Below are 15,426 nucleotides of genomic sequence, written 5' to 3'. Positions count from 1 at the left end.
CGTTCCTTGGTGCTTCTCTTTGGACAGTGATTAAGCTTGTGATCGCACTACTTGGAATCATGAACCATCCGCCATCCGCCTAAACTAGGAAAAGCTGTCTCGCCTTTTTTCCCATGTCTCTCCAAGTTTACGGTATCCCCAATTGCGGCACCTGTAAGAAAGCCTTTACCTGGCTAGATAGTAACGGTGTTGCCTACGAGTTCGTTGACACCAAAGAGACGCCACCTTCGCGATCGCTCATTCAAAGCTGGGTCGAAGCGCTCGGCTCTAAACCCATGAAAAATACTTCTGGGCAATCCTACCGCGCCCTAGGCACCACCAAAGATGACTGGACGGATGAGCAATGGGTGGAAGCGTTTGCCAATGATGCCATGCTGCTGAAGCGCCCACTCTTTGTTAAAGATGGCGCTGCTGTACTGGTCGGCTTTAGAGACAAGCCCGAAGTCATTCGTGAAAAGCTTGGAGTGTAGAGCGATCGCGTCCGGCAGGCTATAGCGTCTTGCCCGCTGCTTATGGAATCTCGATCGCCGGACGATCGCAACTTTTGCTCCCGGGTAGTTAGCACAGGAGAGGGATGCCCCAGCACCTTTAGAGACAGACTAAAGGTTGCGATTATCTGCATTCTCTCCTCCATTAGCGGGGTCGGTTACTGTCAGGCTTAGTTGTGTCGAACTGAGTACGATCGCACTTTACATCACTCAAATCAGCGCCAACTAAGACTGCATCTGTAAGCATTGCCGCGCTAAGATTAGCTCCCCGTAAATTTGCTTCTATGAGATTGGTAGCGCTTAAATCAGCATGGCGCAGGTCAGCACCGCGTAGGTTAGCTTTGCGACCATCAGCGTGAGCCAAATTAACTCGACTGAGCTTTGACCAGGAAAAATCGGCTCCTGACAGGTTGGCACGGCTCAAGTCAGCTCCTGACAGAAACGCCCCTACGCAATGTGCGTCAATTAAACTCGCAGCGTGGAGGTTAGTACGGTAGAGGGTTGCTTGCCCCATTTCGGCACGATCGAGGTTTGCACGAGTCAGGTTTGCCATGCTGAGGTTAGCGGCAATCAGCATTGCGGTGCTTAAATGAGCGCGGCTGAGATTCGCCTCATCCAGATCCGCCGATCGTAAATCTGCCCCATAGAGTTCTGTCGCGCTTAAATCAGCATGGCTGAGATCCGCATCACGTAGCAACGCCACTTTTAGATCGGCACCAATAAGGACAGCATGAGAAAGATTAGCACTGTTGAGATTGGCAACACTGAGGGTCGCATTAACAAGTTCAGCCTGCTTCAAGGTTGCTTTTTCGAGGCTAGCTCGCATGAGGTTGGCGTTGTTGAATGTGGCTTTTGTGCAATTAGCGCCGTTCAAATTAGTGTTGCAAAGGAGCGCTCCATTCAGGTTGGCGCAGTTCAGGTTAATGCCTGTAAGCTGTTTGCCGCTCAATTTAGCGTCGCTGAGATCGGGTAGTGTGTGGGGCGATCGCACTCGCCATTCATTCCACTGGGCGACACCGTGGTCTAGCAGTGCAAGATGCTCTGGGTTTGCCATACTTGCGTCCTTTGCGAGCGAATTCAGGGCGTTAACGAATCAATGCTGATGAAAGCTACTCTGCACGGCGATCGTCGGGATGGCTCCGTCCAGAAACATTTTCCATTGCCTCCACGACGGCTCCAGCGGCTGCGATGATGTCACGCTCTTCGCCACCCAGATAGAGTCGCCCAAAGCTACCGACTGCCGAAATTTGGAGGATGTTGATCATCGCTGCTTTTTCTGCTTCGTTAGCAGCAAGTGCCGCATAAGCAGCAGGCTCAACCTCCATCACGTACAGCGTTTGCCCTGCCATAATCATCTGTCCGCGTCGATTGCGGTTAATGAGCTGCGTATGATGCGGGTCAATGTTACGAATAATCTGACTAGAGAGAACGCGAGGCTTGAGACAGTCTTGCCGTCGCACACCCAATGCATCCAAGATAGCTCTACCCGCTGCCTGAATTTCGCCCTGGTTGCTGGAATGCACTTCTAGCAACCCGTATAGTCGTTCAACGACTAAAACGCCAGGACGAACGACTGCCGACTTCAGCGCAACATCCGTAATCCGATTGATCTCAATACCAGGAGAGATTTCGATCCAGAGGGACGCATCGCCTGGGAGTGGCAGAAACCCAATGGAAACGGTTCCCATGTAAGCCGCATGCTGGGCTTGCAGGCGATCAATGTAAACGTAGCTGCGGAGGTCTATACCCAAGGTTTTGAGGAAGGCTGAAGGGCTAAGTTGATGTCAACTGGCTGCGATCAATCGCAACGTAACGTTGGGTATCCGTTTGTCATTATTTCATCTTCTGGCTACTTTCTAGCTGGCACCTTGGTAACTGAAGCCATCCGTCCAGCCAAATTTTTGACTAAGGCTGTGGTGGTAACAGGCAATCAACAATCGCTGCCAGACGGTTAGTTGCCTCTGATTGGCTACGGTTGCTTGCTTCCATAGCTGAGACAATACGCTCGATATTATGGCTTTGGTGCTCGACAGTTTGAGCCATTCGATCAAGGCGTTCATCGATCTGGTTGAAGCGATTGCCCTGCTTCTCGATCGCAGCGGATTGTTTGTCGATCGCGGCAGATTGCTTGTCGATCGCCTCAAGCTGCTTTTGGGCTGTTTCTGCCTGTGCTTGCACTAAGATCCTGAGTTCTGTTAAGCCTTCAGTGAAATGCCCAACCTGGTCAATCAGAATATCTAGCTTGTCTGGTGCGTTGGGGTTTCCATTGCTGGTCATGGTGTTTACTGAAGGCGTTTAGGACAATCAGCGCGATCGAGTCTCCGGAGTGTACCCTATTCATGCGCTGAATCTTAGGCAGAGAGATAGGTATAGCGGCTCAAGCTACGCTCGTAGTTTTGCAGCAGCAGTTGGGACTCTTGCAGCGTGATGCGCTTTTCTTGCAATGCCAGTTCAGTTTGCTGACGAATGCTTTCGATGAGGTCTTCAGAGTCGTACTGGACATAGCCCAGCACTTCTGTCATTGTGTCGCCTTTAACAACGTGTTCAATTTCATAGCCTTTGGGCGTGAGGTGAATGTGCACCGCATTCGTATCGCCAAACAAGTTGTGCAGATTGCCCATGATTTCCTGGTAGGCACCACCAAGAAACATTGCCAGGTAGTAGGGTTCGTGAGAGTGAGGAGTCGCCACTTCTGCCTTCTGCCCTTTGCCTTCTGCCTTACGCAACGGATGCAACTCCAACACGGGTTTCACATCCTTCAGGTCAATAAATTGGTCGATTTTGCCATCGCTGTCGCAGGTGAGGTCAGCGAGAGTGGCACGTTTTGTGGGTTCTTCGTCCAAACGATGGATGGGCATAATGGGAAAGAGTTGGTCGATCGCCCAGCTATCCGGTGCCGATTGAAACACCGAGAGGTTGATGTAGTAGATCGATGCCATGATCTTTTCTAGATCTTCCAGGTCATCGGGGACGTATTCTTGCTGACGGGCAATCACCAGAATCTTCTCGCAGCACAGCCAGTAGAGGCGTTCGGCTCTAGCGCGTTCAGGTAGGCTGACGTAACCAAAGTTAAAAAGGCTGATGGCTTCTTCTTTAAACTGGGTTGCGTCGTGGTATGCCTCCTGGTAGTTTTCGACAGTGATGGATTCGTAAGTTTCGTAAAGGTTACGGATGATGAGATGTTCCGTTTCCTGAACAGGGTCAGGCACACCGGAGGGCACTTCACTAGTGCTAAGGACATCGAATACGAGGACGGATTGGTGAGAGGCGATCGCGCGTCCGCTTTCGCTCACAAGCGTCGGTACAGGCAACTTGCGCTCGTCGCAGGCTTCCTTTACTTCAGCAATCACGTCATTAGCGTAGTTCTGGACGTTATAGTTTTTGGAGGCGTAGAAGTTAGTTTTGGAACCATCGTAGTCTACGCCTAAGCCACCGCCAACATCTAGATACTTCATGTCTGCGCCAAGCTTTGCCAGCTCCACATAGATTTGGCTGGCTTCTTGAATGGCAGTTTTGACAACGGCGATCGACGAAATTTGCGAACCGATGTGGTAATGCAGCAGTTGCAGCGAGTCCAGCATATTCGCCGCGCTGAGCTGCTCCACTGTGCTGAGAATTTCGGGAACGGTCAAGCCAAACTTGGCACGATCGCCCGCTGAAGTACCCCAACGTCCAACACCCTTGCTGCTTAGCTTAGCGCGCACACCTAAAATAGGACGAATGCCCAGCTTACGACCTGCTTCAATTACCAGCGGTACTTCTTCAACTTGCTCCAGCACAATGATGGGAATTTGCCCCAACTGCTGTGCCAGAATTGCCATTTCAATGTATTCCCGGTCTTTGTAACCGTTGCAGATCAGCAACGCACCGGGGGTTTTCAACGTTGCCAGCGCGATCATAAGTTCAGGTTTAGACCCTGCCTCTAAGCCGAACTGATGCGGTTTGCCAAACCGAACGAGCGCTTCGACTAAGTGCCGCTGCTGGTTGCACTTGACGGGAAACACACCACGATACACGCCAGGATAGTTGTAGCGAGCGATCGCTTTCGCAAAGGCAGCATTCAACCGTTCAATACGGTCCTCCAAAATGTCGGAGAAGCGAATTAGTAACGGCAGCCCCAGGTTCCGCTGTTTGAGGGCATTAACAAGGTCAAAAAGGTCAAGGGAGCCGCCGCGATCGCCTTCGGGAGAGACGGTGACGTGTCCAGCCGCATTGATCGAAAAATATGGTTCGCCCCACCCCGTAATGCGGTAGAGTTCCTCGCTTTTCTCGATCGACCAGCCATTAGTCGAGGGGTTCACCGCTGTCTCTTTGATCCCGTTATTTGCTTGAAGCGCTGCTTTTGCCGCCTGTCGATCGGCTGTATCGGTCGCGTCCGTTTTCAAGCTAGCCTTTGCAGCACGTGCCCCCATTCTTTTTGACCTCACAATCGTTTCTGAAGTGCTAGTCTATCGCATCCATCTGGCTGGCGTAGGTAAGGCAGGGCACGTAGCTGCCTAATCAGAATCTAACGAAGACAGACTAATCAGAATCTAACTCCTCTGTGTTTGGTGCTGGGGGTGTTGAGGGTGTAAACGGAGGCTCCGGTGTCGGTGTGGGTGCAGGTGTAGGGGTGGGGGGGGGTGGTGGCGTTGAAGCAGATAGCGCGCCTGCGAAGAGCGGTTCTGCCTTGTCTTCAATGCCGAGCTGACTCTTAGCTGTAGCGATCGCGTTAGAAAAAGCTGCTTTACTGGCTTCTAGCAACCCTTGACCCGCATCTTGTGCCACGCGCTCGGTGTCCGGTTTTTCAAAATTGTTGATCCATTCGCGGGTGCTCCAGCCAGTGCGGTAGCCAGTGCGCCACAGCCAGTCGCCAAACACCAGCGTCAGGCAAACGACGAGCCAAAGCAGATAGCCTGTTTCTTTTAAGATGAGCCAGGTTGTGGTAGCCGTTTGAGTATAAGTTGCGCCTGTTGCTGGATCTTTGATAATGCCCCAAACTCTTGCAGCTTGCGATTGAATTTGATTATTCATCTAGAATTCTCCTCATTTCCTCATTTAGTTATAAGCGTCAATGGTTCTTCTTTCGGCACTGCTGCCAAATCTCCATCGTTAGCAGTAGCTAGAGCGACGCATAACAAACTCTTTATATAGCTTGCTTAAGTCATATCACTAAGTTCTAGCGCTTACACAATACGATCGTTTTCACTAGAATATCGAAACTGGCTGAAAGATTTTCGCCATCGGTCTGATCCTGGCTTCCTCACAAGGAATTCAGACACTTTTAGATTTTTCGGCGCTGTGGTTGACAAAGACATGACATTGGTTGTTGCTACGTTTTACAAATTTGTCAGGCTTCTGGATGCTGCCGAAAAGCAGTTGCCATTGCTGTTGCAGTGCCAGTCGCAGAGCGTGAAGGGCACGATCCTACTGGCAGAAGAAGGGATCAACGGCACGATCGCGGGAGCACGAGAGGCGATCGATGCGGTGCTGTCTTTTTTACGTAGCGATCCCCAACTCACCGATTTGGAGCACAAAGAATCGTTTGCTGATGTGCAACCGTTCGACCGCATGAAAGTTCGCCTGAAAGCAGAAATCGTCACGATCGGCGTACCTGAAGCAGATCCCAATGCTCAAGTCGGTACTTATATTGACCCTCATGACTGGAACGCAGTCATTTCTGATCCTGACGTGACCGTCATTGACACTCGTAACGAGTACGAAGTCAGCATCGGTAGCTTTCGGGACGCAGAGAACCCACACACGCGATCGTTTCGCCAGTTTCCAGACTACGTTCGCACGCACCTTGATCCGGCAAAGCAGAAAAAAGTGGCGCTCTTTTGCACGGGTGGCATTCGGTGCGAAAAAGCGTCTGCCTTCATGCTGGGGCAAGGCTTCGAGGAAGTCTACCACCTCAAAGGCGGCATTCTAAAATATTTGGAGGAAGTGCCGCCCGACGAAAGCTTATGGGAAGGCGAATGCTTTGTCTTCGATCAACGGGTTGCCGTGCAGCATGGTTTGGCACCCGGAACTTATGCCATGTGCCGTAGCTGTGGACATCCCATCTCTGAGGCGGATAAGGCTTCTCCAGATTATGAAGACGGCATTGCCTGCCCTTATTGCGTTAACCAACTGACAGAGGTTAAGCGAGACCGTCGAGAAGACCTTTCTGTAGGGACGTTACATGTAGCATCCCTACAGACGAAACCATTATTTTGAACCAAATTGCCTAATGCTTTCGTGCCAGCGTTAGACCATCGCCGATCGGCACCATGCTAAGGCTTACCCGCGCATCTTCATGCACTTTCTGGTTAAAAGCGCGAATGCTGTTAGTGCGGTTGTCTTGCACCTGAGGATCAGCCACACGTCCAGACCAAAGGACGTTATCGATCGCCACCAGTCCACCTGATCGCACTAGTTGGAGCGATCGCTCGTAGTAGCCATCGTAGTTACTTTTGTCGGCATCAATAAACGCAAAGTCAAAGGTGTCTGCCTGCCCTGCTGCCAGCAGTTGATCTAACGTCTCTAAAGCTGGGGCAAGGTGAAGGTCAATTTTGTCTGCTACACCTGCTTGCTGCCAATAGCGACGGGCGATCGTGGTGTATTCTTCGCTGACATCACAGGCAACTACTTTGCCATCGGGAGGCAACGCCAGCGCAACGACCAGCGCACTGTAGCCTGTAAAAACTCCAACTTCCAGCGTTTTCTTTGCGCCCATCAATTGCACCAACAGCGCCATAAACTGTCCTTGCTCTGGTGCAATCTGCATCTGGCTCATGGATTGTTGCGCCGTTTCCTGCCGTAGCTGCGTGAGGATGGCTGGTTCCTGCAAGGAGACAGACTGCAAGTAGCGGTACAGTTGGTCGTCAAGTCTGATCGTTTGGTTTGCCATAACGTTAACGCCTTCAAAAGTTGCGATGGCACAAGACAGTTCTAGCAAGCATCAAGTGCTGCAATGCTGCTGTCAAAACTATAGTTGAGCGATCGAGCGTTTCAAGCAATGTCTGCTTGAGCCTCAAGCACTTGATGAATGTTTTCTAAAAGCTCTTTAGTGGTAAAGGGCTTGGATAGTACTGTTGACGTATGAATGCCTTCCAGTTCAGATATTTGGGTACTTGAGAGCAAGCCACTCAGGGCTAACGTTCTCACCTGAGGGTTCATTTTCAGCAGTGTACGAATCGTTGTCATGCCATCCATTGACGGCATCATCATATCAACCAACACTAAACGGATCGTATCTCTGTGCTGAGCATAGAGCGCGATCGCTTCAATGCCATCGCTGGCAGTTAAAACCTGGTAGTTATAAGCTTCGAGCGAGGCTTGAGTCGTTTGGCGAATCATCGCTTCATCGTCTACGACCAAAATCAACTCACCCTTCCCATGGGGCAATTCATTGTCCTGCACGGGTGGCGCTTCGTGCATTGGGATGGCTGGTAGATACACCTTGAAGTGAGTACCCCGTCCCATCTCGCTCACCACATCGATAAAACCACCATGACTTTTGACAATACTAAGCACGGTTGAAAGTCCTAAACCTGTGCCTTTACCTAGATCTTTAGTGGTGAAGAATGGTTCAAAGATGCGACCAAGCGCGTCGGCGGGAATACCCGTGCCCGTATCTGAAACCGTTACGAGAATATGGGCACCCACCTGAGCTTCAATGTGCATACGAGCAAAGCTTTCATCAATCATGAAATTGTTCGCGGCGATGTTCAGCGTGCCACCATTAGGCATCGCATCACGGGCGTTGACACAGAGATTCATGAAGACTTGGTGCAAGTGCGTTGCATCGCCAGAAACAAGCCAGAGATCATTGGCAGAATCAACGCTCAGATCAATAGACTTTGGAAAGGTCTCAAAGGCGATGTGCTGAATTTCTGAAATCAGATGACGTACTTGTAGAACAGCTCGCTTTCCTTCTACTCCACGGGCAAACGACAGCACTTGCTTAACGAGTGAGGCACCCCGCTTGGCGCTTAATTCGATCGTTTTCATAAAGTGCTGCTTGCGATCGTCGGTCAGCGTGTTTTGCATTAGCAGCAATTGCGCCGAAGACAAGATGGGAGTCAAGATATTGTTCAAGTCGTGGGCAATACCACTTGCCAGGGTGCCAATACTCTCCATCCGCTGCACGCGTAGGAACTGCGCTTCTAACTGTTTCTTCTCAGTGATATCAGTGTTTACAATCAGAATGGCTTTTGGCACGCCCGTTTCATCCAGCATGAGAGTCCAGCGACTGGCGATAGTAATGGCTTGACCAGTTTTGGAAACTTGAGTCAACTCTCCCTGCCAATCGCCCTGCGCAACAACAATTTTCAGCGCCTCGTTCAGTTGCGTCAGGTCGTCTCGATGCAGTAGCTCGATCGCATTCTTACCCAATGCCTCGGCTGCCTGCCAACCATACAGCCGTTCGGCACCCTTGTTCCAATAAAGAATCTGGTGGTCTAGGCTGCGTACAAAAATGGCATCAGTGGCGACATCGAGCAACGCCGCCTGCTCAAGAATTTTTTGTTCTGCCTGCTTACGGCTGGTGATATCAAGCGTGATGCCATCCATCCCTATCAATGCACCATCGCTGTTGTAGGTGGGTCGCCCAAACGCCAAAATCCAGTGAATGCTGCCATTGGACCACACGCAGCGGTACTCGGCTTCGTAATCGGAGAGGGTTGCCAGAGCTTGTTGGACTGACTCTCGTACCCGTGCCCGATCGTCTGGATGCATTCGCTCAAAGAAGGTTTGATACGAAAAGTCTGCTGTCGCTGCAAGACCAAAGTTCGCTTTGCACTGGTTTGACACCGAAAGCTCATTGGTCTGCAAGTCCAATTGCCAGAAGCCAAGCTTTACCGCTTGCAAGGTCAGCTTGAGGTGTTGTTGGCTTTCCTGCAACGCTAACTGTGCTTGCTGCCGTTCGACTTCATGCTGCTTACGCTCTGTGATGTCTTGAAAATAAACGGATAGACCGGCTTTGGCAGGATAAGCATGGACAGCAAACCATGAATTGAGAGGCGGATAAAACGTCTCAAATTGGACGCTAACTTGTTCTAAAACAACCCGTTTGAACTCTTCGTAGAAACTGGCTTTTACCGTTTCTGGAAACTCATCCCAAAAGCTTTTGCCTAGCAGGTCAGCTTTCGATCGCTGAAGCAAGTGTTCGCCTTGATGATTTAGGTAGGTAAAGCGCCAGTCATCATCAAGCGCAAAAAAGGCATCGGTGATACTTTCCAGAATATTGGTAATCCGTTCTCTGGCAACTTCGGCTTCTGCCCGTGCTAGCCGTTCCCGCTCCAAAAATTGGGTACGTTCTTCCTCTGCCAGCTTGCGATCGGTAATATCGGTCTGGATACCGACAAAATAGAGCAACGCTCCTTGCTTAGATCGAACAGGAGCAAGCTTTAACTCGTTCCAGAAGGGTGTGCCATCTTTGCGATAGTTTAGCAGCGTCGTTTGAATCTCGCGCTGTTCGTCCATGGCGGCTCGAATATCTGCTACCACGGCGCGATCGGTGCCAGCACCCTGTAAAAAGCGGCAGTTGCGACCTACAATTTCCGAAGCTGAGTAACCCGTAATGCGAGAAAACGCAAGGTTAGAGTAAATGATGGGATTATCAGACTGGTGCGGATCAGTAATGACCACTCCATCTGAGACCGATGCCATCGCCTGCGCCAATTTGAGGTTCTCTGCCGCTGCCTGCCGAAGGGAGGCTTCTGCCTGCTGATATTGGGTTGTGGTGCGCGACAGGCTAAATAAATTTCGTCTGAGTTCTAGCTGACCAACCACTTGGCGGCTCAACGCTCGCAGTGCCTCTACCTGTTCTGGAGCGAGTTGCTTGGGTACAGAGTCAATGACACACAGCGTTCCAATGGTGTGTCCCTCTGGTGTTTTTAACGGCATACCCGCATAGAAACGAATGTAGGGATACGACGTTACTAGAGGATTACTGGCAAGAACAGGGTCTGCTACTGTATCCGGCACGACAATAACATCCCCATGCTCGACGCAAAGATAGGAGAGACCCACATCGCGCGGCATTTCTGAAACATTTAGCCCCACCCTTGCCTTAAACCATTGGCGCTTTTCATCAATAAGGTTGACGATCGCGATCGACGTGCCGCAAATATAGGCAGCAAGACGCGCAATATCGTCAAAGACTGTTTCCGGTTCAGTATCAAGAATTTTGTATTGGTAGAGAGCTTCAAGTCTCGCTACCTCTTCAACAGACCGTAATACGCTCATTTTTGACCCTAGAGATTGAAGTGCTGTGTGGCGAAGGTTGCGTTTTCTGACTTGAGGTGTGGCTTGAGGGGTACTGCCACTTCTGCAAGGCAAAAAACGGCTGATGCTTCAATACGAGGACACTCGGCAAGCCCAGATGGCTTTAGAGGGAGAGCCAAATCAATCAAATGATTGCCCCCTTACTTATGATAGACATCCCTTCTGCTAGCTGGAGAACGTTCAGAAAAACACTACTCCCTAAAGATAGAGATGCCCTAAAACCTGCTCTATCTCAACAATAGAGCGACAAAACTAAAAGCTGAAAATTCGCGTTTCAAAGCTTAATATTAGTTAACACAATGGTAACATTTCGACTTCAAAGCCCTTTTCTATAAAGCCCCTTTTTATACAGATAGTTCAGCGATACGTAGCTTTGCCGATCGCGCTCTCACATTCTCTGCCACTTCATCCTCCTGGGGCAGAATTGGCTTTTTGGTCAGCACTTTGAGTAACTCTGACTCGCGAAAGCGATGTTTGACAATGCGGTCTTCGAGGCTGTGGAAGCTGATGATAGCAATTTTGCCGTCTGGTTTAAGCCAATGAGGAGCACGCTCAATGAACGTCTCCAAAACGCTCAGTTCTTGATTGACTGCAATGCGTAACGCCTGAAAGACACGAGTAGCAGGATGGATACGTCCGTAACGGTAGGACTTGGGCACGGAGTAGGCGATCGCCTCTGCCAAAGCAGTTGTGGTTTCAAAGGGTCGCCGCTCGACAATCCGGCGGGCAATCCGTCGCGAAAGCCGCTCTTCGCCGTAGGTATAAAAGATATCAGCGAGTTTCGTTTCGTCCCAATGGTTAATTAAGTCAGCAGCGGTGAGGTCTTGCTGCTGATCCATCCGCATATCGAGGGGGGCAGCATGGCGAAAGCTAAAGCCACGATCGGGGATATCGAACTGTGCAGAACTCACGCCTAGATCCGCTAAAATTCCGTCAAAACGTTGTGCTCCTGGTTGAAACGAGGCAAAGTTAGTACGGTAAAACTGCACGCAATCTTTAAACTCTGCCAATTTTGCCTGAGCTGCTGCGATCGCCTGTTCATCCTGGTCGATCGCTGTCACCCGTACATCCGGTGCAGCAGCCAAAATCAACGCGCTATGCCCACCACCACCTACGGTTGCATCCAGGTAATGCCCGCCTGAGCGCACCGCCAACCCTTCTAGCACCTCACGGCTCAAAACAGGAATATGTACAAATGCCGTTTCTGAGGATGGATCAGGCAAAGTAGATGCGTCGTCGGGTGGGTCTTGTACAGGTGCCATGTAGCGGGTCTAGGGTAAGAAGGAATGCGATCGGGTCGTTCGACCCTACTCTATCGCTTTCCTTTCAAAGCCTGATACCGATCGCCGTCAGCTTCGACACTTCTGCCGTCGATCAATCCGTATAATCTAAAGAGAACGCAGTTATGAGTTGTTAGTTCTTAGGTGTTAGTTGTTCGGTCGCCTCTTCACTAACAACCAAAAACTAAAAACTAAAAACTAATCCAACCGCTCAGAGGGAGACTGTTCACCTATGTCAATGATCGAGACCAAGACAGAACCCATGGTGATCAACATGGGTCCTCACCATCCTGCGACACACGGATGTTTCCGGCTGGTTGTGACGTTAGATGGTGAAAATGTCATTGACTGCGAGCCTGTTCTGGGCTACCTGCATCGGGGCATGGAGAAGATTGCCGAAAACCGTACCAACATCATGTACGTCCCCTACACCAGCCGGTGGGATTACTACGGCGGGATGTTTAACGAAGCTGTCACCGTTAATGCGGTGGAAAAATTAGCTGGCGTGCCCGTGCCCAAACGTGCCAGTTACATCCGCGTGATCATGCTGGAACTGGCACGAGTGGTAAACCATTTGCTGTGGCTAGGTCCATTTGTGGCGGATTTGGGTGCACAAACGCCGTTTTTCTACACCTTGCGCGATCGTGAAATGATCCTTGACTTGTACGAAGCGGCAACTGGCTATCGTATGGTCAATCACAACTACTTCCGCATTGGTGGCATCGCTGCTGATGTGCCCTACGGTTGGGTAGACAAGTGTGAAGACTTCTGCACGTACTTCATGCCCGTTATTGATGAGTACGAAAGACTAATCACCAACAATCCGATTTTCCGTCGCCGTCTGGAAGGGGTCGGTGTTTTAACCCGTGAAGAAGCTATTAGCTGGGGCTGCTCGGGTCCGATGCTAAGAGCTTCCGGTGTGCAGTGGGATCTGCGGAAGGTGGATCACTACGAATGCTATGACGATTTTGACTGGGAGGTTGCCTGGGCAACTGAGGGAGACTGTCTGGCACGCTACGTAGTGCGGATGGCAGAAATGCGCGAATCGGTGAAGATTATTCAGCAGGCGATCGCGGGTCTGCCAGGTGGTCCCTTCGAGAACCTGGAAGCGAAGCGCATGGAAGCAGGTCCCAAATCTGAATGGAACGGCTTTGACTACCAGTACATTGGCAAAAAGATTGCGCCCACCTTCAAAATTCCTAAAGGCGAACATTACGTCCGTATTGAAGCGGGTCGGGGTGAAATGGGCATCTTCATCATCGGCAACGATACTGTCTTCCCCTGGCGGTGGAAAATCCGTCCTGGTGACTTCAACAACCTACAGGTTCTACCAAGCCTGGTAACGGGGCACAAGGTCGCGGATATTTTTGCGATTCTGGGTAGCGTTGACGTGGTGATGGGATCGGTCGATCGCTAACTGCTTCCACTTAATCTGTTAGAGACTATTAGAGAAGCCAGGGTTTGCCCTGGCTTTTTTGTTGTCACCATCACACAATCACCTCATCAAAAAGCGAGACGGCAATTCCCGTTTGAACCTGCTAGAACAGATGTGTAGACCACAGGATGCAGGCTATGAACTGGCGATCACAGTTAGCAACCGCACTATCCCTTTCCCTTAGCACTGTCGCGCTAGTCGGTGTTTCGGCGCAGGCAGTCAAACTAGCAAATGGCACAACCCATTTCGTTCAGCCGCCGCGTTTAGAGAGTACCATGGCGACCCAAAAAGTTGCCCGTTTTCTAGGATCAACGTACTACTTCACACTGACGTTACCTGAGAATGCAGGAGAGTCATTGCAAAAAGTGGTGATCTCGCCTCAAGAAGCGCCCGATCGTGCACGGTTTGATGTCAATCGCACAGAGGCGTTTGAAGGCACGTTCGATCGAGAAGGCAACAAGCTACCGCTTCAATCAGTGACACAAGATTCTAAGACGCAAGCGATTACAGTCACCTTTGACCCAGCAGTCGCAGTCGGCAAAACGGTGACGATCGGACTTTATGCTGACCGCAACCCTGATCTGGGTGGCACCTACCTTTATGGCGTTACAGCTTTTCCAGCAGGCGAGCAGTCGTCTGGACAATTCCTGGGCTACGGACGCATCCCCATCTACGATGGTGGTCAGGATTCTTAGTGATTCCGCCAGGGCAGATGGATGCGATCGCTAGGCAGTGTGCAGGCATACGGATAGGCTGTAGATGTAGAGATTGCTACCTAGTATCAAGATAAGAAGATGAGATGAAAATCGGTAAATTGTGCTTAAGTGCAGTCTTAGTGCTAGCAGCAAGCGGTGGTATCGGCTTACCGATGCAGGCGGTGCAGTTAGCAAATGGCAAAACATATTTTGTGCAACCACCACGGTTTGAGGGTGCAACGGCAACGCAAAAGACAGCTTACTCTTGGGGTTCGACCTACTACTTTACGCTGACCGTGCCTGAGAATGCGGGGGAGTCCTTACAACGGGTTATGATTGCACCTGAAGCCGCACCCTCTCGTGCCCGCTTTGATGTCCGGCAAACAGAAGCAGTAGGCAAACTGGGCGATCGCCAAGCGAGACTTTCAATCCAGGACGTAACTGAAGATCCCAAAACACGTGCTATTACTGTGACGTTTAATCCACCAATTGAACCAGGTAGCCAGGTTAGGATTGGGCTGTACGCTACGCGCAACCCCGACGTGGGTGGTGTTTACCTGTATGGCGTGACGGCATTTCCCACGGGGGAGCAGCCGTACGGTCAGTTTTTAGGCTACGGGCGAATCCAGATTACCGATCGCGACTTCTTCTTCCGACGCGGGTTCTTTTAGGTAGCCAGCAGCGATGCAGTCCTCGATTACCTGCTGCACTACAGACCATAACTCTGGTGCACCTGTTTGAACAGGAGCCATGCGCTGCAAGACGCGATCGCTCGTGATGCCATGCAGTTTCCAGCTATAGCCACCCGTTTGCTGGTTGTTAAGAATGGGCTGAAGGCGATCAAGGGCAGCCGCAAATTTAGCCGCAGGCGTTTCCTGTGCTTCAAACTCATCCCATAAAGCGCGAAACTCACTGCTCTGATCGAGCGGCAATAAACCAAACAGGCGATCGGCTGCTTGAGTTTCTCGATCGACTTTGCTCTGGTTGCCCTTATTGTCGTAGCAGAAGGTATCGCCCGCATCAATTTCGACCAGATCGTGCAGCAGCAATAGTTTAATAACGTGCAGCAGATCGAGGGGAGCCGGAGCATATTCTGTCAGAACGATCGCCATTAGCGCAATGTGCCAGGAGTGCTCAGCACTGTTTTCGCGTCGGGAACCATCGGTCAGCAACGTCTGCCGCAGCACTTGCTTGAGTTTATCGATCTCAATCACGAATTGCATTTGCTGTACAAGTCGGGTTGATGGCACTCAAAACTCCTTTAAAGGCGCATCGAA

At 50.8% G+C, this 15,426-nt stretch carries 15 protein-coding genes; 5 read left to right on the top strand and 10 right to left on the bottom strand.

Annotated features, from left to right (window positions below; translation table 11 throughout):
- Positions 1-113 precede the first annotated feature (113 nt).
- Positions 114-470: a Spx/MgsR family RNA polymerase-binding regulatory protein gene (locus tag H6F76_RS04995; RefSeq protein ID WP_190449974.1), complete on the top strand. Its 357-nt coding sequence runs from the start codon at positions 114-116 to the stop codon at positions 468-470.
- A 163-nt stretch (positions 471-633) separates the two neighbouring features.
- Here the strand turns inward: H6F76_RS04995 and H6F76_RS04990 are convergent, their stop codons facing one another.
- The 5 genes from H6F76_RS04990 to H6F76_RS04970 form a co-directional block, all read right to left on the bottom strand.
- The gene (locus H6F76_RS04990) at positions 634-1,542 is read right to left on the bottom strand and encodes a pentapeptide repeat-containing protein (protein ID WP_190506427.1); all 909 of its coding nucleotides are present in this window, start codon (positions 1,540-1,542) and stop codon (positions 634-636) included.
- A gap of 55 nt (positions 1,543-1,597) precedes the next feature.
- Positions 1,598-2,239: a hypothetical protein gene (locus H6F76_RS04985; protein WP_190449978.1), complete on the bottom strand. Its 642-nt coding sequence runs from the start codon at positions 2,237-2,239 to the stop codon at positions 1,598-1,600.
- A gap of 154 nt (positions 2,240-2,393) precedes the next feature.
- On the bottom strand, positions 2,394-2,765 hold the full coding sequence (locus H6F76_RS04980) for a hypothetical protein (protein WP_190506425.1): 372 nt from the start codon (positions 2,763-2,765) through the stop codon (positions 2,394-2,396).
- A gap of 74 nt (positions 2,766-2,839) precedes the next feature.
- Complete coding sequence (speA, locus tag H6F76_RS04975; protein WP_190506423.1) at positions 2,840-4,900, bottom strand: biosynthetic arginine decarboxylase; 2,061 nt, start codon at positions 4,898-4,900, stop codon at positions 2,840-2,842.
- Positions 4,901-5,009: 109 nt separating this feature from the next.
- Positions 5,010-5,501: a hypothetical protein gene (locus H6F76_RS04970; protein WP_190506421.1), complete on the bottom strand. Its 492-nt coding sequence runs from the start codon at positions 5,499-5,501 to the stop codon at positions 5,010-5,012.
- Between the two features lie 282 nt (positions 5,502-5,783).
- On the opposite strand from H6F76_RS04970, the gene H6F76_RS04965 reads away from it, so the two are divergent.
- Positions 5,784-6,686, top strand: coding sequence for a rhodanese-related sulfurtransferase (locus H6F76_RS04965; RefSeq protein WP_190506524.1), 903 nt, complete (start codon positions 5,784-5,786; stop codon positions 6,684-6,686).
- 10 nt (positions 6,687-6,696) lie between these two features.
- Here H6F76_RS04965 and H6F76_RS04960 read toward each other — a convergent pair whose 3' ends face one another.
- The 4 genes from H6F76_RS04960 to rsmH form a co-directional block, all read right to left on the bottom strand.
- The gene (locus tag H6F76_RS04960) at positions 6,697-7,359 is read right to left on the bottom strand and encodes a class I SAM-dependent methyltransferase (RefSeq protein ID WP_190506419.1); all 663 of its coding nucleotides are present in this window, start codon (positions 7,357-7,359) and stop codon (positions 6,697-6,699) included.
- Positions 7,360-7,460: 101 nt separating this feature from the next.
- A complete protein-coding gene (locus H6F76_RS29605) occupies positions 7,461-10,700 on the bottom strand; it encodes a PAS domain S-box protein (protein ID WP_199321928.1) in 3,240 nt (1,079 codons plus the stop codon).
- Between the two features lie 8 nt (positions 10,701-10,708).
- The gene (locus H6F76_RS04940; protein ID WP_190506417.1) at positions 10,709-10,867 is read right to left on the bottom strand and encodes a hypothetical protein; all 159 of its coding nucleotides are present in this window, start codon (positions 10,865-10,867) and stop codon (positions 10,709-10,711) included.
- 216 nt (positions 10,868-11,083) lie between these two features.
- Positions 11,084-12,001, bottom strand: coding sequence for a 16S rRNA (cytosine(1402)-N(4))-methyltransferase RsmH (gene rsmH / locus H6F76_RS04935; protein WP_190506415.1), 918 nt, complete (start codon positions 11,999-12,001; stop codon positions 11,084-11,086).
- A 250-nt stretch (positions 12,002-12,251) separates the two neighbouring features.
- Here rsmH and H6F76_RS04930 point away from each other — a divergent pair, with 250 nt between their 5' ends.
- The 3 genes from H6F76_RS04930 (at position 12,252) to H6F76_RS04920 (ending at position 14,820) form a co-directional block, all read left to right on the top strand.
- Positions 12,252-13,436 carry an NAD(P)H-quinone oxidoreductase subunit H gene (locus H6F76_RS04930; protein WP_190446694.1) on the top strand — a complete coding sequence of 395 codons (1,185 nt, stop codon included), beginning with the start codon at positions 12,252-12,254 and terminating at the stop codon, positions 13,434-13,436.
- 155 nt (positions 13,437-13,591) lie between these two features.
- Positions 13,592-14,149, top strand: a complete 558-nt coding sequence (locus H6F76_RS04925) for a DUF2808 domain-containing protein (protein ID WP_190506413.1) — start codon at positions 13,592-13,594, stop codon at positions 14,147-14,149.
- 104 nt (positions 14,150-14,253) lie between these two features.
- Positions 14,254-14,820: a DUF2808 domain-containing protein gene (locus H6F76_RS04920; RefSeq protein ID WP_190506411.1), complete on the top strand. Its 567-nt coding sequence runs from the start codon at positions 14,254-14,256 to the stop codon at positions 14,818-14,820.
- Here H6F76_RS04920 and H6F76_RS04915 read toward each other — a convergent pair.
- Positions 14,758-15,399 (bottom strand): HD domain-containing protein, encoded by a 642-nt coding sequence (locus tag H6F76_RS04915; protein WP_190506410.1) that lies wholly within the window; start codon positions 15,397-15,399, stop codon positions 14,758-14,760. The two genes, H6F76_RS04920 and H6F76_RS04915, sit on opposite strands and share 63 nt — an antisense overlap.
- Positions 15,400-15,426: the final 27 nt, after the last annotated feature.

It is taken from the genome of Leptolyngbya sp. FACHB-321 (assembly GCF_014695975.1).
GTDB lineage: Bacteria > Cyanobacteriota > Cyanobacteriia > Leptolyngbyales > Leptolyngbyaceae > Stenomitos.
Note: the sequence above shows the minus strand (reverse complement) of the source record. Positions and strands in the feature narration are given on the sequence as shown.